The 16,398-nt window shown below is 70.0% G+C and carries 12 protein-coding genes and 1 pseudogene; 7 read left to right on the top strand and 6 right to left on the bottom strand.

Annotated elements, in window-relative coordinates; genetic code table 11:
- Nucleotides 1–5: 5 nt before the first annotated feature.
- The 6 genes from AC07N1_RS16920 to AC07N1_RS16945 all read right to left on the bottom strand — a co-directional run bounded on the left by AC07N1_RS16920 (nucleotide 6) and on the right by AC07N1_RS16945 (nucleotide 10,276).
- Nucleotides 6–2,198 carry a beta-glucosidase family protein gene (locus AC07N1_RS16920; RefSeq protein WP_494672860.1) on the bottom strand — a complete coding sequence of 731 codons (2,193 nt, stop codon included), beginning with the start codon at nucleotides 2,196–2,198 and terminating at the stop codon, nucleotides 6–8.
- Between the two features lie 12 nt (nucleotides 2,199–2,210).
- Nucleotides 2,211–4,187, bottom strand: a complete 1,977-nt coding sequence (locus AC07N1_RS16925; RefSeq protein ID WP_494672861.1) for a glycoside hydrolase family 3 protein — start codon at nucleotides 4,185–4,187, stop codon at nucleotides 2,211–2,213.
- A gap of 83 nt (nucleotides 4,188–4,270) precedes the next feature.
- Nucleotides 4,271–6,463, bottom strand: coding sequence for a TonB-dependent receptor (locus AC07N1_RS16930; RefSeq protein ID WP_494672862.1), 2,193 nt, complete (start codon nucleotides 6,461–6,463; stop codon nucleotides 4,271–4,273).
- A 325-nt stretch (nucleotides 6,464–6,788) separates the two neighbouring features.
- Nucleotides 6,789–7,814, bottom strand: coding sequence for a LacI family DNA-binding transcriptional regulator (locus AC07N1_RS16935; protein ID WP_494672863.1), 1,026 nt, complete (start codon nucleotides 7,812–7,814; stop codon nucleotides 6,789–6,791).
- A 77-nt stretch (nucleotides 7,815–7,891) separates the two neighbouring features.
- Nucleotides 7,892–9,343, bottom strand: a complete 1,452-nt coding sequence (locus AC07N1_RS16940) for a phospholipid carrier-dependent glycosyltransferase (RefSeq protein WP_494672864.1) — start codon at nucleotides 9,341–9,343, stop codon at nucleotides 7,892–7,894.
- A gap of 3 nt (nucleotides 9,344–9,346) precedes the next feature.
- Complete coding sequence (locus tag AC07N1_RS16945; protein WP_494672865.1) at nucleotides 9,347–10,276, bottom strand: intradiol ring-cleavage dioxygenase; 930 nt, start codon at nucleotides 10,274–10,276, stop codon at nucleotides 9,347–9,349.
- Nucleotides 10,277–10,585: 309 nt separating this feature from the next.
- Here AC07N1_RS16945 and AC07N1_RS16950 point away from each other — a divergent pair, with 309 nt between their 5' ends.
- The 7 genes and pseudogenes from AC07N1_RS16950 to AC07N1_RS16980 all read left to right on the top strand — a co-directional run.
- Complete coding sequence (locus AC07N1_RS16950) at nucleotides 10,586–11,098, top strand: lytic transglycosylase domain-containing protein (protein ID WP_494672866.1); 513 nt, start codon at nucleotides 10,586–10,588, stop codon at nucleotides 11,096–11,098.
- Complete coding sequence (locus tag AC07N1_RS16955) at nucleotides 11,095–11,385, top strand: TrbC/VirB2 family protein (RefSeq protein WP_110119443.1); 291 nt, start codon at nucleotides 11,095–11,097, stop codon at nucleotides 11,383–11,385. The genes AC07N1_RS16950 and AC07N1_RS16955 overlap by 4 nt, the downstream gene beginning before the upstream one ends.
- 6 nt (nucleotides 11,386–11,391) lie before the next feature.
- A complete protein-coding gene (locus tag AC07N1_RS16960) occupies nucleotides 11,392–11,676 on the top strand; it encodes a VirB3 family type IV secretion system protein (protein WP_110119444.1) in 285 nt (94 codons plus the stop codon).
- 10 nt (nucleotides 11,677–11,686) lie between these two features.
- Complete coding sequence (locus tag AC07N1_RS16965; RefSeq protein ID WP_494672867.1) at nucleotides 11,687–14,143, top strand: VirB4 family type IV secretion/conjugal transfer ATPase; 2,457 nt, start codon at nucleotides 11,687–11,689, stop codon at nucleotides 14,141–14,143.
- The gene (locus AC07N1_RS16970; protein ID WP_494672868.1) at nucleotides 14,140–15,309 is read left to right on the top strand and encodes a TrbL/VirB6 family protein; all 1,170 of its coding nucleotides are present in this window, start codon (nucleotides 14,140–14,142) and stop codon (nucleotides 15,307–15,309) included. The genes AC07N1_RS16965 and AC07N1_RS16970 overlap by 4 nt, the downstream gene beginning before the upstream one ends.
- Complete coding sequence (locus AC07N1_RS16975) at nucleotides 15,306–16,130, top strand: TrbG/VirB9 family P-type conjugative transfer protein (RefSeq protein WP_494672869.1); 825 nt, start codon at nucleotides 15,306–15,308, stop codon at nucleotides 16,128–16,130. The genes AC07N1_RS16970 and AC07N1_RS16975 overlap by 4 nt, the downstream gene beginning before the upstream one ends.
- Nucleotides 16,120–16,398, top strand: a pseudogene (locus tag AC07N1_RS16980) (hypothetical protein); the annotation flags it as partial. The gene AC07N1_RS16975 and the pseudogene AC07N1_RS16980, both read left to right, overlap by 11 nt.

The following is a 16,398-nucleotide window of genomic DNA, read 5'->3' on the forward strand; positions in this document are numbered from 1 at the left end:
CTCCCCTACGGCTTCAGCGTCCGCGCCTTGACCTTGGCGCCGCCCTTCAGGGCCAGATCGGTCGCCGAGGCGCCGACGGCCACCTGATAGTCGCCGCCCGTGACGACCCAACGATGGCCCTTGGCGTCGAAGCTGGCCAGCAGGCGCGGATCGGCGGTCAGGGTGACGCGGCGGGTCTCGCCCGGCTTCAGGGCCAGCTTGTCGAAGCCGATCAGGCGCTGCAACGGCTTGCCCGCCGCGCCGGTCAGATAGACCTGCGGGGCGTCCTTGCCCTCGACCTTGCCGGTGTTGGCGACGTCGAAGCTGACGGTCACGCTGGCGCCGCCTTCCACCTTCAGGTTCGAATAGGCGAACGAGGTGTAGGACAGGCCGTAGCCGAACGGGAACAGCGGCTTGTCGCCCGTGGCGGCCAAGCGGCGGTAACCGACGTCGGCGCCTTCGGTGTAGTTGACGTCGAACTGGGTCTTCTCGGGCAGGCCGCGCCCCGGCAGGGCTTCTCGTGGATACTGGCTCAGCGAGGCCGGGAAGGTCATCGGCAGGCGGCCCGACGGATTGACCGCGCCGAACAGCACGTCGGCGATGGCCTCACCGCCCTTGGCGCCCGAGTACCAGGCCTCGACCACCGCGCCGGCGTCGTTCAGCCAGGGCATGGAGACCGGGCCGCCCGTCTGCAGCACGACGATGGCGTTGGGGTTGGCGGCCGTGACGGCGGCGATCAGCTCGTCCTGGCCGTTGGGCAGGGAGAGATCGAAGGCGTCCTCGCCCTCGCCCATCCACTGGTTGCCGAACACCACCACGACATCGGCGGCCTTGGCGGCGGCGACAGCCGAGGCGATGTAGCGGCCGTCGTCGAAGGTGACCTTGGCGTCCGGCGCGCTCTTGCGGATCGCGGCCAGCGGCGAGGAGCCGTTGAAATACTGGCTGCGGAACGGACCCATCATGCCCTCGCCGCCCAGCGGCACGACGCGCTTGGCGCCGCCCGGAGGCACGACCTGCGAGGAGCCGCCGCCAGACAGCACGCCAGCGTCGGCGTGGCCGCCGATCACGGCGATGGTCCTGGCGGTCCTGGCCAGCGGCAGCAGGCCCTCGCGGTTCTTCAGCAGCACCACGCCTTCGGTCGCCGCGGCGCGGGCGATCTCGGCGTTGGCGTCATAGTCGATGGCGCCGCCCGGGGTCACCGGCTTGTCGAACAGGCCGGCGGCGAACATCGAGCGCAGGATGCGGCGGCTGGCGTCAGCCAGGCGCGCGGCGGGGACCTCGCCCTTCTCGACGGCGGCCTTCAGCGGCTCGCCGAACCAGATCTTGGCGTCAAGCTGCTCGCCCGACTGCTGGTCCAGGCCCTTGAGGATGTAGTCGGTGGCGTGGACCGCGCCCCAGTCCGACATCACCCAGCCCTTGTAGCCCCAGTCGCCCTTCAGCACGTCGTTGAGCAGGTGCGGGGCGCCGCAGCTGTAGTCGCCGTTGACGAGGTTGTAGGCGCACATCACCGAGCCGGGCTGGCCCTTCTCGATCGCGATCTGGAAGGCCAGCAGGTCGCTCTCGCGATGGGCGGCCTCGTCGATCACCGAATTGGCGAAGTGGCGGCTGGTCTCCTGGCCGTTCAGCGAGAAGTGCTTGATCGTCGAGACGATGCCCTGGTCCTGAATGCCCTTGATCTGGGCGGCGGCCAGGTTGGCGGCCAGCCAGGGGTCTTCGCCGAGATATTCGAAGTTGCGGCCGTTGCGCGGATCGCGCGCCAGGTTCACGCCGCCGGCCAGCTGGACGTTGAAGCCCTTCGCCCGAGCCTCGCGCCCGACAACGGCCCCGCCCTCATAGGCCAGCTTGGAATTGAAGGTCGCGGCCAGCGACAGGCCCGAGGCCAGCGCCGTAGCGCCGTCGCCGGGACGCACGCCCAGCGGGTTGGTGACCCCGAGGCTGGCGTCGCTTTCCTGCAGGGCCGGCACGCCCAGGCGCGGGATGCCGGGGATGTAGCCGGCCGAGCCGATCGCGCCCTCGGGCTTCTTGATGCCGAAGATCGGCATCGACATCGGCCCGTGGACCAGGCCGATGCGCTCGTCGAGGGTCAGTTCCTTTTCCAGCAGGGCCGCGCGCTCGTCGGGCGAGAGCTTGGTGTTCATCCACGGCTGGGCGGTTTGGGCGGACGCGGCGGAGGCCAGCGAAAGGGCCGCGATGCTGGCGGCGGTCGTCAGACGGATCATGGTCGCGGGTCCTTAGTAGGTCAGGCCGTAGTGGATCGGGTAGAGCGGCTTTTCGCTGTCGTGCGGGGCGTCCTCGGCCTGGGCCTCGACGGCCGCCATCGAAGACGGCAGCTCGAAGGGCAGCTTGCCGCGAGCGTGCGCCTTGCCCGTCACGGCGTCGAGGAAGGCCTCGTCGCTGGCGCCGAAGTCGCCGATCAGCACGGCGGCCTTGTCGCGGACATTGGTCAGGATCGCCGGGCGGTCGAGATAGACGCTGACGATGGTCGGGACCTTGGCCGAGGCGGCCTTGATCGCCTCGTAGTCGGCGTTTCCGTCCTTGAACGACAGGTCGCCCTCGTGCTGGAAGCTGCCGAAGGTGTAGTTCGGGTGCAGGGTCTCGAACGGCGTCGCGGCGCGGATGATGGCCAGATCCGCCTGGGCAATATCCTCGACCGGCGTCAGGCCGTAGGCCTTGGCCACGTCGGGTGAGACGCCCTTCAGCCAGACCTTGCGGCTGGTCGCCTTCAGCGGCAGCAGGCCGTTCTTGTTCTCCAGCACGGTCAGGGCCGCGCTCTGGGCCGCCTGGCCCTCGGCGACGAAGGTCTTGGAGCCCACCGTGGCCGTCGCGGCCTTGGGATCGACATAGGGATTCTCGAACAGGCCCTGCTCGAACTTCACGACCAGGATGCGCTTCACGGACTCGTCGATGCGGGCCTCGGTGATCTTGCCGGCCTTCACCGCGGCCACCAGCTCGGCCGTGTCCTCGACGCCGCCGAACTGGTCCAGGCCCGCGTTGACGCCCTTGGCGTAGCGGTCGACCTTGGCCAGGTCCTCGACGCCCCAGGCGGTGGAGAAGCCCTCGAAGCCGGGACGCACGCCGGCCGGGAAGCCGTTGCGGCAGGTCTCGCCGCAGTCGTTGGTGATCGCCCAGTCGGACACCACCACGCCCTTGAAGCCGTGCTTGCCGCGCAGCAGGTCGGTCAGCAGTTGCTTGGAGAAGCCGGCGGCGACCGGCTCCAGGGCCGTGCCTTCGAGCGAGACGCCCTGGAGGATGGCGTAGGTCGGCATCACACCGACCACGCCGGCCGAGAACGCCTCGTCGAACGGCTTCACGTGCAGGTCGAACTGCCCCTTCGGGAAGACGGCGTACCGGCCGTAGCTGTTGTGGCCGTCGAAGCCCTTGGCCGAGGCGCCGTAGCCGACCCAGTGCTTGACCACGGCCGACACGCCGTTCGAGACCAGACCGGTGTCGCCGCCCTGGAAGCCCTGGATGTAGGCCTTGGTCATCTTGCCGACGAGATCGGCGTCCTCGCCGAACGTGCCGTTGGTGCGCGGCCAGCGCGGTTCGGTCGACAGGTCGGCCATCGGCGACAGGGCCTGATGGATGCCGACCGCGCGGTATTCCTGGCGGGCGACGTCGCCGAAGCGCCGCACCAGCTTGGCGTCGCCGATGGCGGCAAGGCCCGGGGCCTCGGGCCACTTGGAGAAACCGCCGGCCTCGACGCTGGCGCCGGCCGTGAACTGGAAGTGGTGTCGCGGATCAGTGCTGATCGTCGCCGGCACGCCCAGGCGGCCCTTCTCGGCGACGGCCTGGATGGCGTTGTTCTGCTCGGCCAGGAAGGCCGGAGCGCCGGCGAGACGGGTGATGAAGGTGGTGACGTGGCGGTCGATGACCAGCGGCGTCGCCTTGGCCATGTCGTAGCCCGAGCCCATGCCGGCCACGCCCATCGGCCCGGTCGCCGGCAGGGTGCCGTGCATCATCTGGCCGGCCTTCTCGTCCAGCGTCATGCGCCCAGTCAGGTCGGCGGCGCGGGCCTCGGGCGACAGCCGCCAGTCCTCGTAGGGCTCCAGCTTGCCGTCGCGGTCGAGGTCGCGGAACTTCAGGCCGTCGACCGTGATGACCTTGCCGTCGCGGACGCCCAGTTCGGGCTGCTTAGGTGCGGCGGCGGCCGCACCGCCGAGGATCGCGGCCGAAGCGGCCAAGAGCAGAAGGCGGCGGTCGAGGATCATCGGCTAAACTCGCTTGCGGACACGAAAAACAAAGCGCGCCCGGCGGGCAGGGTCCGCCGGGCGCGAGGGGGAAGTGAGGAGGCTTAGAAGGTCACGCCCAGACGCAGGCCGTAGGTGCGCGGCGGGGCGTAGAACTCGCCGGCTCCGTTGGTCGCCAGGCCCGTAGTCGAGTTGGGCGACGAGGCGGTGCGGACCGCGTCGTCCTCGAGGTTGCGGACATAGCCCTGCAGGGTCCAGCGATCGTCGGCGCTGGCGTAGGTCAGGCTGACGTCGGTCTTGGTGAAGGCCCCTTCCCGGTTCTGGGCGAAGCCGTGGTACTCGAGGTTCTTGGCGCTTTCGTAGTGGCTCTGGATCCGGCCCGTCAGGGTCCCGCCGATGCTCAGGTCCCAGATGTGCTGGTAGCCGAGATTGAAGGTCCATTCCGGCGTGCGGGCCATGCGGCAGCCCGAGAAGTCGGTCGAGCGCGGAGCGGCGGCCGAATAGTTGGCCGAATAGCAGGCCGCGATCGTGGCGTTGGCGTCGTTGTTCGAGAACGAGTCCCCGCGCGGCAGCACGAACTCCTTGTACTCCGCATGCAGCCAGCCCAGCGTGGCGTCGATGCGGTCGTGCTCGGTCAGGGCCAGGTTGGTCTCGAACTCCAGGCCGTAGACCTCGGCCTTGTCCGCGTTGAGGGTGACGGTGGCGTCCTGGCCGCCGATGGTGCCCAGGGCGCTGACCTGGAAGTCGCGGTAGTCGTAGAGGAACGCCGTGGCGTTCACCTGCAGGCGGTTGTCGAAGAAGCGGTTCTTCACCCCGGCCTCGTACGAGGTGATCTTCTCCGGCGCATAGACGTTGTCGGTGACCCCGTCATAGTAGCCGCCCGCCTTGTAGCCCGTGGCGATGTTCGCATAGAGCATCGAGGTCGAGGTCAGGTCGAAGTCGGCCCCGATCTTCCAGTTGGTGGCGTCCCACTTGGCGCTGGCGATGTTGGCCACCACCGTCGAGACGATCGCCCCGCTGGAATTGGTGATGTAGGTGCCGCCGGTGCGCCCCTTCTTGTCTTCGGTGTAGCGCAGGCCGCCGGTGACGCGGAACCGGTCGGTGACCTCGTAGGTGGTCTGGCCGAAGACGGCGATGCTTTCGGCGGTGACCTCGGGCTGGATGAACGACAGGTACGAGTTGGTCGCCAGGAAGACGCGGAAGTCGACGTCGTTGTCCTCGGTGAAGCGGTAGAGGCCGACCACCCACTTCAGCTTGCCGGTGTCGCCGCCCAGGCGCAGTTCATGCGACCAGGTGTGATCCTCGCCCCAGAAGTAGTTGGGGGCGCCGCTGCTGGCGTTCTCGCCGGTGCGGTCCAGCTCCGAATAGTTGTAGCCGACCAGGTAGGTCAGGTTCGCGAAACCCAGGTCCCAGTTGGCCTCGGCGCTGGTGCTGAAGAAGCGGTTGTTGCGGTAGAGGTTGGTCGAGCAGTTGCAGGTCCACGGATCGCCCGTGACCCTGGCGGTGCCGTAGGTGCCGTCGCCGCCGCCGGCTCCGCCCTGATGCAGGTAGTCGGCGTTGACCAGCAGCGAGAAGGCGTCGCTGGGCTTCCACAGCACCCGCACGCGGGCAGACTTGTCGTCCTGGTCGTAGCGGTCGTTGCCGCCAGTGCCCGAACCGTTCTTCAGCGACTCCACGTAGCCGTCGTGGCGGCTCTGCTGGAACGAGGCGCGGACGGCCAGGGTGTCGCCGAGCGGCACGTTGACCATGCCCGAGGTGGTGATGGCGGCGTAGTTGCCGACGTCGATCGAGCCCGCGCCCTCGTACTCGCCCAGGACCGGCTTCTTGGTGATCACGTTGATGGCGCCGGCCGTGGCGTTGCGGCCATAGAGCGTGCCCTGCGGGCCGCGCAGAACTTCGACGCGGTCGACGTCGTAGAACAGCGCGCCCAGCGAGCTGGAACGGGCCTGGTAGATGCCGTCGATGTGGTAGGCCACCGCCGGGTCGCCGACCTCGGTGGTGTTGGTGCTGCCGATGCCGCGCAGGAAGACCTGCGCCGTGCCGGCGCCGCTGGAGGTGATCTGCAGGGCCGGCACCTGGCTTGCCAGGTCGACCACGGTCTTGACCCCCTGGGATTCCAGCTTGTCGCCGGTGACCGCCGAGACGGTCAGCGGGGTCTTCTGCAGATTTTCACTACGCCGCTGAGCGGTGATGACGACCTCGTCGAGCTGCACGGCCTCGCCCTCCTGGGCGAAGGCTGCGGGCGCGTTGAAGCACACGACCGCCAGGGCGGCCGAAGCGAAGAGCATGGTGCGCATGTCTGTCCCCTTTCCTGCGCGGACCGGAAGACGGATCGACGCTTTCACGTCGCCGGTTCCAGCCGGTTCCCGGCGCCGTTTTGGACGTCCGGGATGTTTCCTCCGCCCCTTGTCCCGAGGCTTGAGCCGACGTTGCGCTGGCGGGATGTCCCGATGACGACAACGTTGTCGTAAATTGACACCACGATACGACAACGTTGTCTACGTCATTTTCAAAAGACACCGCTGTCTGGAATTTTGATCGCTATATCATCGAACTATGGAGATTCAGAATCCAATAATTCCGGAAATCTCGATCACAACCAACCTCAACCACGCCGAGAGCCTAAGGCTTCGGAGACGCCGAAGAGTCGCGCTCCACGAGGTGATAGTCGAGCTGCCTGGCGGCCGTGCGGTTGCGGAAACGGGGGTCGCCGAATCCTTCGATCAGCATCTGCGCCGCCGCCTCGGCCATTTCGGCGATCGGCTGGTGCACGGTGGTGAGGCTGGGCCAGGACGATTCAGCCAGCGGACCATCGTCGAAGCCGACCACGGTGAGGTCCTGCGGCAGGGAAAGGCCGCGCTTCGACGCCGCCGATATCACGCCCAGGGCCATGGCGTCATTGGCGGCGAAGATCGCTGTCGGCGGCTCGGACAGCGCCAGCAGTCGGTCGCCGGCCTCCAGGCCCGACAGCGGCATGAAGTCTCCATTGGCGACCCATTCGGGCCGCACCCGCGCGCCGCGTTCGGCCATGGCGGTCATGTAGCCTTCGCGCCGACGGCGGGCCGAACCGTGGTCGGCGGGCCCGTCGATGAAGGCGATCCGGCGGTGTCCCAGATCCCACAGGCGGGCGGTCATGTCGTGGGCGGCCTGCTGGTCGTCCATGAACACGTACGGCGAGCGGCCGAAGTCGCGGCCGGGCGCGACGCGCACATAGGCCAGCCCCTGGGCCTCGATGGTCGCCAGGATCTCGGGGTCGTCGCAGATCGGGGGCGTCAGGACGAGGCCGTCGAAGCGTCCGGCCTTCAGCGCCTCGGCGAAGGTGGGACCCCTGCCCTGCCCCAGGTCGTCGACCTGCTCGATGACGAGGTGATAGCCGGCCCTGCGACAGGCGCGCATGGCGCCGACCTGGACCTCGCCGACATAGTGATAGGCGCCGACCCGCATGAAGACCACGCCGATCAGGTAGCTGCGGCGGCTCGACAGCGAGCGGGCCGAGACGTTGGGGCGATAGCCGAGCTTGGCGACCAAGTCCTCGACCCGGGCGCGGGTCTCCGGACCGACGCCCTCCTCGCGATTGATCACCCGCGAGACGGTCTTGATCGACACCCCCGCCTGCTTGGCGATATCGACGATGGTGATGTCGCTCATGCGTCCCGCTCGGCCCTTCGCGGACCACCGCGAACACCTGTCGTAGCGGGCGAGGCGCTGGCCTCGCAAGTCCTGCCCTAGCGGCAATCGACGACGCGGGGATCCAGCAGGGTCCGGGCGGCGCAGGCCGCGTGGGTCAGGGGTCGATGATAGGTGAAGGGCGCGTAGGCCAGGAAGCCCAGCAGCACCGCGCCCGCCCCGCCCGCCAGCAGCACGCCGCGCCGGCGCGCGAAGGCCGGCCAGCGGGCGCAGGCCTCCTCGAAGGTCAGGACCGCCAGCGCCCAGCTGAGCAGCAGTCCCGGGAAGTAGTGGTAGAGGTACAGGACCCTCTGCTGGGCCAGCACCAGGTGCGCGATCATGAAGATCGCCCACCCTGCCAACAAGGTCAGCATCAGGCGCCGACGCGTGGCCGCCGCGTCATCTCGCGCTCCACGCAGGACGAGCACAACCGCCGCGCCGAGCACGCCCAGCAGCCCGATCGTCCAGCCCGCCGGATTGCCGGCCAGTTGCAGGTAGCTGGTCGTGCGACCCTCGCTGTCCCAGCGGTAGTTGATCGCCCCGCCCATCACCGACCAGGCCAGCGGCGAGGAGCCGTTCGGGTCGGCCTTGGGCGTGCCGGCGAAATCGCCGGCGATGTAGCGCCGATAGTCCGCGCTCGCCGCCCAGATCACCGCCGGCGACAGCGACCGCCGCCCTTCGAGGAAGGCCTGGTAGGTCGGCGAGACGAAGGAAGCATCGCGCGCGCCGGCCGGCTCGCCACGCATCGGCGGCAGGGGCGCGACCGCCAGGTGGACGACCATCGTCGCCGCGACCGCCGCCAGGCCGCCGACCATCAAGGCGCCGGCGTGAACGGTCGCCGTTCGCCATGGGCGCGGACCGCGCAGAGCCAGGATTGGCAGCAGCAGACCGATCGGCGCCAGGACGAGAGCGTTCAGCCGCACCATCGCCGCCAGACCGATCAGCGCGCCGAAGGCCAGGGCCTCGACGATCCGGGGTCGCTGCCGGTGCGCGGCGAGCGCCAGGACAAGTAATGCCGCCAGCAGGAAGGCCGACTGGAAGGCGTCCAGGTGCCCGGCCCGGAACTGCACGGCCAGGGCGTTGTCGAAGATGTAGAGGTTGGCGAAGGCCAGGGCCGCGCCCAGGCGGTCGCCGGCCAGCACGAGGGCCAGCCGGAAGAACAGCACTGCGCCGAAGATCCCGAACAGCGCCGAGGCCGCGCGGACGCCCCAATAGCTGTAGCCGACGGGGACGTCTTCGCCCTTGACCGACTTGGTCTCGGCCAGGCGATGGACCGGCAGGTCCTGGTTGTCGTTCACGACCAGAGCGCCCGCCGCGATCAGCATCAGGCCGAGCGGCGGGTGCGAGGCGAACTGGGCGGTGCGCTCCAGATAGCGCTGGGTCGAGGTCAGGTAGTAGGCCTCGTCCCAGATCGGTTGGCTCGGAGACCCCAGGCGCGGGACGAGGACGAGCGCCGACAGCACGGCGACCAGCAGGGTCGCCAGCCATCGCTCCCTCGCCCCCGCCCGCATCCGTCAGACCGCCAGGCCGACGACGACCGTGCCGGTGTAGCCCGCCGACACGCTGCCGCTGAGGCTCGGCGTCTGGGCGGCGATCTGGGCGCTGGTGTTGTCGCCGAAGACGTTGTCGCTGGCGATGGTGATCGCGGCCTTGTTGGTGACGCTGGCGCTGTAGCCGGTGGCCCCGGCGTAGACGGTGTCGCTGATCGCGCTGGGCATGGCGAACTGCGAGGTCAGCACCCGGTTGGCGTAGCTCGTGGCCGTGGCCAGGCTCGGATAGACCTCGAAGTGGATGTGCGGCCAGCGGCCCGAATAGCAGCCCGGATAGATCGTGGTGAAGGTCACCTGGCCGTTGCTGTCGGTCACCTGCACGCCGCGCAGGTAGTTCTCGCCGGTGATGCCGCTGGAATAGAGCGAGTAGTTGCCGTCGCGCGTGCAGTGCCAGAGGTAGATGGCGTAGCCCGACAGCGCCGCGCAGCTGTTGTTGGTGTTGACCAGGGTGATGGTCAGGGTCAGTTGCACGCCCGGCGCCGTGGTCGTCGAGCTGCCGAAGCTGGACCGAATGTCGCTGCGCACCACGCCGCTGACGGCCAGGATGTTCGACACCGTGCCGTTGACGCTGTTGGAGCCGTCGCTGGGATAGGGTCCGTTGGTCTCGGTCGGGTCGGCGATGCAGCTGCTGACCGAGGACGAGCTCGACGAGCTGCTGCTGGAACTGGAGCTCGAGGAACTGGACGAGCTCGAGCTGCTGCTCGACGAGGAAGAAGAGGTCGAACCGCCCGAACTGGAACCGCCGCCTCCGCCGCAGGCGGCGACCAGGGCGGCCGTGCCGCCCGTGGCGAGCCAGGCCAGCATGCGGCGGCGCTCGACGATGCGAGCGCTCATGATCGCCAGGTCATGCTGCAGGCCCAGATCGTGCTCTTCGATAGGGTGGTCGTCGTGCATGATGTCGCTGCTCCTCCGTGCATGCGTCCCGAGCTGCCGCCCGCGTTGCTCGGGCCGGCGCTTCGGCGTCCTGCTTTTGAAACAGTGTAATTCGCTGGAAATATGCCGGATGGGTATTTCGGGCGTATCAGCGCCCCGAAAGGCGATACAAAACCAATACATAACGACAAATTGCGGCCGACTTGACCTCCCAATACTGGCCGCATGGGTTGGGAACCGCAAAGATTCCGTACTTTTCAGCAGCAATCGCGAAAGCTGGCGGCCGCCTGCGGTCTGGCGCTAGTCGCCACTGGCGCGGCCCACGCGCAGGTGTTGCAGATCGAAGACGACGGCGCGGTGCGTCGGGTCGGCGGCGGCTGGTCCCAGGCCGTCGAAGCCACTCCCGCTCCGCTCGCTGAAACCACGAACATCCCCGCGCCCTATCGCGACGCCGTGCTGGCCGCGGCCGCGCGCTACGACCTCAGCCCCGCCCTGATCGACGCCGTCGCCCGCTCGGAGTCGGGCTACGACGCCAAGGCCGTCTCGCCGGCCGGCGCGATCGGCGTGATGCAGCTGATGCCGGCCACCGCCCGCGCGCTGGGCGTCGATCCGGCCGATCCGGCGCAGAACATCATGGGCGGCGCGGCCCACCTGCGCGCCCAGCTCGACCGTTTCGACGGCGCCGTGGACCTGGCCCTGGCCGCCTACAACGCCGGCGGCGGCCGGGTGGCGCAGTACGGCGGCGTGCCGCCCTTCAAGGAAACCCGCGCCTACGTGGCGACCAATCTCGACCGGCTGGCCAAGGCCGCCGCTCCCCCTGCCCTTTCTGGAGAAGCCCCATGACCGCCCGCCTGTTCACTGCTGTTACGGCCGCTTCCCTGGCCGTCTCGGCCCCAGCCTTCGCCAGTCCGCAAGGCGCCCAGCCGATCGCCAACGCCGTGGCCTGGGTGCAGGGCACGCTGCTGGGCAATGTGGCCACCGCCGTGGCGGTGATCGCCGTGGCCATGGTCGGCTTTCTCATGTTGACGGGCCGGATGAACTGGCGGTTCGGCGCCACGGTGGTGCTGGGCTGCTTCATCCTGTTCGGGGCCGGCACCATCGTCGCCGGCATCCGCGCCGCGGCGGGCTGACCGGTCATGGCCGATCTCGTCCGCACCCCGATCTTCCGCGCCCTGACCCAGCCGCAGATGTTCGCCGGCGTCACCTACAGCTTCTTCGTGATCAACGGGATCGTGACGACGGAAGCCTTCCTGGTGACCCGCTCGTTCTGGGCGCTGATCGTCGCGGTGGTCGTGCACGCGATCGGCTACGTCGCCTGCCTGAAGGAGCCGCGGATCTTCGACCTGTGGCTGACGCGGGTGAGCAAGTGCCCCCGCGTCGGCAACTGGCGCCGCTGGCGCTGCAACAGCTACGCCCCCTGAGAGCCTGGCCATGACCCGCAAAAAGCCCCGCTGGACCGGTTTCGCCGCCTGGACGCAAGGCGAGCAGCGCGCCGGCGACCGCCTGCCCTATGAGGGCCTGATCGACGAGCGCACCGTGCGCCTGCGCGACGGCGCGCTGATGCAGGTGCTGCACCTGGAAGGCTTCGCCTTCGAGACCGCCGACACCGAGGAGCTGAACCACCGCCAGGCCCTGCGCGAGGCGGCGCTGCGGGCGATCGGCGGCTCGCGCTTCGTGGTCCGCCACCACATCCTGCGCAGGCGGGTGCAGGCGGGGCTGACGGCCAGCTTCGCAGACCCGGTCTGTCGGATGATCGACCAGCGCTGGCAGGCGCGGATGGCCGGCCGCAGCCTGTTCGTCAACGACCTGTTCCTGACCATCCTGCACCGCCCGGCGCGCGGCAAGGCGGGCCTGGTGGACCGCGCCGCCCGCCTGCTGAACGCCGGCATGGGCGAGACCGCCCGCCAGGCGCAGGAGGCCCGCGACCTGCGCGACCTCGACGCCGCCCGCGAGGCGCTGAGCGCCGCCCTGCAAGCCTATGGTCCGCGCGCGCTGGCCAGCTACGAGACCCCGGCCGGCCGCTGCGCCGAGCCGCTGGAATTCCTGTCGGCCCTGTTCAACGGCGAACTGCGGCCGATGCTGTGGCCGGCCGGCGACGTCGGACAGCACCTGCCCTATCGCCGGGTCAGCTTCGGCCTCGACGCCCTGGAGCGCTCGGACCTCGGCGAGGGCAAGAACTATGCGGCGATCCTGTCGCTGAAGGACTATCCGCCCTCGGCCGCGCCGGGGATGCTGGACGCCCTGCTGCGCCTGCCCTTCGAGATGACCCTGTCGGAGAGCTTCGCCTTCGTCGACCGGCAGATCGGTCTGGAGCGGGTAGACACCGCCCTGCGCCGCTTCCGCGCGGCCGACGACGACGGCGCCAGCCTGCGCCAGGGCCTGGTCGAGGCCAAGGACGACCTGTCGTCCGGCCGGTCGGTGCTGGGCGAGCACCAGATGAGCCTGCTGGTCCGTGCGCCGGACCTGGCCAGCCTGGACGGCGCTGCCGCGGCCTGCCTCTCGACCCTGGCCGATCTCGGCGCCGTCGCCGTGCGCGAGGACCTGGGCCTGGAGCCGGCCTTCTGGGCGCAGTTCCCGGGCAACGAGGCCTATGGCGCGCGTCGGGCCCTGATCTCGACCGGGGCCTTCGCCAGCCTCGCCTCGCTGCACAGCTTCCCGACCGGCCGCGCCAAGGGCGTGCACTGGGGCCAGGCGATCACCGTGCTCGAGACCACCTCGGCCACGCCCTATTTCTTCAACTTCCACGCCGCCGATCTGGGCAACTTCACGATCATCGGCCCGTCGGGCTCGGGCAAGACGGTGGTGATGAACTTCCTGGCCGCCCAGGCCCAGAAGGTGCGGCCGCGGACCATGATCTTCGACAAGGACCGCGGGGCCGAGATCTTCGTTCGGGCCATTGGCGGCGGCTACTCGGTGCTGCGGCCGGGCGAGCCGACCGGCTTCAATCCGCTGCAGCTGCCCGACAGCCCGGTCAACCGCGCCTTCCTGCGCGACTGGATCGCCCGCCTGGCCTGCGGTCCCGGCGAGACCCTGACGCCGGACGAGGCGGCGCTGGTCGCCGCGGCGGTCGACGCCAACTACGACCAGGATCCGGCCTTCCGCCGCCTGCGCTATTTCCGCGAACTGCTGGGCGGTCGCCGCCGGCCCGCGCCGGGGGACCTGGCCGCACGGCTGGCCCCGTGGTGCGGCGAGGGTCCGCACGCCTGGCTGTTCGACAACGAGACCGACCGCCTCGATCTGGACGCCAAGGTTCTGGGCTTCGACATGACCCAGCTGCTGGACTCGCCGGTGCTGCGCACCCCGGCGATGATGTACCTGTTCCATCGCGTCGAGGAGCGGCTGGACGGCGAGCCGACCATGATCCTGATCGACGAGGGCTGGAAGGCGCTGGACGATCCGGTGTTCGCCGCCCGCATCCGCGACTGGATGAAGACCCTGCGCAAGCGCAACGCCATCCTGGGCTTCGGCACCCAGAGCGCCCGCGACGCGCTGGAAAGCCAGGTCTCGACGGCGATCATCGAGCAGGCCGCCACCCAGATCTTCATGCCCAATCCCCGCGCCCAGGCAGAAGACTACGCCGACGGCTTCGGCCTGACCGAGCACGAGCTGGACCTGGTGCGCGCCCTGCCCGCCCATGCCCGCTGCTTCCTGGTCAAGCATGGCGCCCACAGCGTGGTGGCGCGGCTGGACCTGTCGGACATGCCCGAGATCGTCACGGTGCTGTCGGGCCGCGAAACCACGGTGCGCCGCCTCGATGAGTTGCGCAGGCGGCTGGGCGATCACCCGGCCTTCTGGTGGCCGGAGTTGACCGGCACGGTCTATCCCGGCCCGACGCCCATCGTCGTCGCCAGCGAAGACGTGATCCCGCTGCGGAGCGCGGCCTCGTGAGCGCCTGCCCCGCCCTGCTGACCGCGGACGGCGGCCTGGCCGACGGCATGGCGGCGCTGGACTGCCAGTTGAACCTGGCGGTCAGCGCCGGCTACGGCCGGCTGTTCGGGATGGGCGGCGCGTTCGGCGCGACCCTGACCGGGCTGCTGACCATCTATGTCGCCTTCGTCGCCTACGGCCTGATCACCGGCCGCACGCGCCTGGGTCTCTCGACCCTGACGCCGCGCATGGTGGTGCTTGGCCTCGTCCTGACCTTCGCCACCGCCTGGCCGGCCTATCAGGCCGTGGTCTATGGCCTGCTGACCGGCGGCCCCGACCAGATCGCCGCCGCCCTGCTGGGCGCGCCGCACGGCGCGGCCCGGGCCTTCGCCGCACGGCTGGACGTAGTGTTCGAGCAGGTGGCGGACCTAGCCAAGGACCTCGGTCAGGCCGGACCGGCCAACGACCCGCAGGTGCAGACGGCCGTCAAGCTGACCTGGGCCAGCGCCCTGATGCTGCTGATCAGCACGGCGGGCCTGCTGATCGTCGCCCGCATCGTGCTGGCGGTGCTGCTGGCGGTGGGTCCGATATTCGTCGTGCTGGCGCTCTTTCCCCGCACGCGCGGCCTGTTCGAAGGCTGGATCAAGACCGCCGGCGCCCTGGCCTTCACCCCGATGCTGCTGACCCTGGGCGGCGCGGGCGTGCTGGCGGCGCTGGGACCGGTGATCGCCGCCATCGGCGACGACCCGGCCGCCGCCGTGGCCGAGACCCGGCCGATCCTGACCCTGTTCCTGGGCGCGATCATCTACGTGCTGCTGCTGCTCGCCCTGGCCTGGGCGGCGTGGAACATCACCCGCGCCTGGCGGCCGTTCGGCGGCGCGAGCGAAGCCGCGCCAAACCCCGGCCTCTCCCTCCAGTCCATGCCGAGCGCCGCCCCGGCCGGAGTTGAGGGACGAGCGGCCGTGAACGCCCGCACCGCTGCGGTGGTCGCCGCCGTCTCCGCGTCGTCGGCCGGATCGCGCCAGACCCACGTCGATCGCCGCACGGCGATCGCGCCGCCGCCCGCCTCCCTCGCCCCACAGGTCCAGCCCCGCCGCGCCGCCGCCCGTCCCCGCGCCGAAGGCCTGGGGCAGCGTCATCGCCCCCAGCCCGCCGCCTCCACCCTGACCGCGAACCCTGGATCATGAGACACGCCCTGCTCCTGCCGGCCCTCGCGGCCGCGCTCGCCCCCTTCGCCGCTCAAGCCTCGGACGGTCGCATCCGGATGGTCGACTACGACGACGCCGTCGTGGTGCGCGTCGATGGCTGCTTCGGTTTCCAGACGATGATCGAGTTCGCCCCCGGCGAGCGGATCGAGAACGTCGGCCTGGGCGACGCCGCCCAATGGCTGGTCGCGCCCAACAAGCGGGCCGACATGCTGTTCGTGAAGCCGGCCTACAAGACCAGCCACAGCAACATGACGGTCTCGACCGACAGGCGGCGCTACAGCTTCGAGCTGGTCGCCAGGCCGACGGCGGCCTGCGCCAAGGGCCAGGTGGTCTACGACCTGCGCTTCCACTATCCGCACGAGCCCGCGGCCGAACTGGCCGGCGCCGCGCCCGCTCCGGCGGCGCCCGCCGAGCCTGTGGTTCCGCCGCCCGAGCAGCGCAACCTCGCCTACACCTTCACCGGCGCGGCCGACACCGTGCCGATGCGCGTGTTCGACAACGGCAAGGCGACCTATTTCCGCTGGTCCGAAGGAACGACCACGCCGGCCGTCTACGCGGTGGCCGCCGACAAGTCCGAGAGCCTGGTCAGCTTCACCTCGCAGGGCGACTGGCTGGTGGCCAGCCAGGTGGCGCCGGCCTTCGTGCTGCGGCGGGGCAACGCCGTGGCCGTGCTGCACAACGATTCCTACCAGACCCCGGCGCTCGACGCCGCCTCGCCGCAGCCGCGCCCCGAGCCGCCCGCCAAGCGCTCGCGGCTGGCGCTGTTCTTCTCCAGCAAGGGCAAGTCCGATGTTCGCTGAAGCCACCGGACACGACCCGCGCCGCCGGCTGTCGGCCGACGACCTGCGGCTGGCTTCGACGACCGCCGCGCCGGACGTCGCCCGTCCGCCCTCCGCCACTGACGGCCTGGGCCTGGCGGCGGGCGTGGTCGCGGCCGTCGCCCTGGGCGGGATCACCCTGCTGACCCTGAACGCCAAGCGCACCGCGCCGCCGCCCGCCAGCTTGGAAGCCGCGCCGACGGCGACCGCGCCCGCAACGCCGGCGCCGCCCGCGCCGGTGGTCCTGGCC

It is taken from the genome of Caulobacter sp. GW821-FHT09B11, from assembly GCF_059418205.1.

Coding starts and splice junctions, on each gene's coding strand:
- AC07N1_RS16920 (WP_494672860.1), bottom strand. CDS start 2,198: ATGATCCGTCTGACGACCGCCGCCAGCATCGCGGCCCTTTCGCTGGCC.
- AC07N1_RS16925 (WP_494672861.1), bottom strand. CDS start 4,187: ATGATCCTCGACCGCCGCCTTCTGCTCTTGGCCGCTTCGGCCGCGATC.
- AC07N1_RS16930 (WP_494672862.1), bottom strand. CDS start 6,463: ATGCGCACCATGCTCTTCGCTTCGGCCGCCCTGGCGGTCGTGTGCTTC.
- AC07N1_RS16935 (WP_494672863.1), bottom strand. CDS start 7,814: ATGAGCGACATCACCATCGTCGATATCGCCAAGCAGGCGGGGGTGTCG.
- AC07N1_RS16940 (WP_494672864.1), bottom strand. CDS start 9,343: ATGCGGGCGGGGGCGAGGGAGCGATGGCTGGCGACCCTGCTGGTCGCC.
- AC07N1_RS16945 (WP_494672865.1), bottom strand. CDS start 10,276: ATGCACGACGACCACCCTATCGAAGAGCACGATCTGGGCCTGCAGCAT.
- AC07N1_RS16955 (WP_110119443.1), top strand. CDS start 11,095: ATGACCGCCCGCCTGTTCACTGCTGTTACGGCCGCTTCCCTGGCCGTC.
- AC07N1_RS16960 (WP_110119444.1), top strand. CDS start 11,392: ATGGCCGATCTCGTCCGCACCCCGATCTTCCGCGCCCTGACCCAGCCG.
- AC07N1_RS16965 (WP_494672867.1), top strand. CDS start 11,687: ATGACCCGCAAAAAGCCCCGCTGGACCGGTTTCGCCGCCTGGACGCAA.
- AC07N1_RS16975 (WP_494672869.1), top strand. CDS start 15,306: ATGAGACACGCCCTGCTCCTGCCGGCCCTCGCGGCCGCGCTCGCCCCC.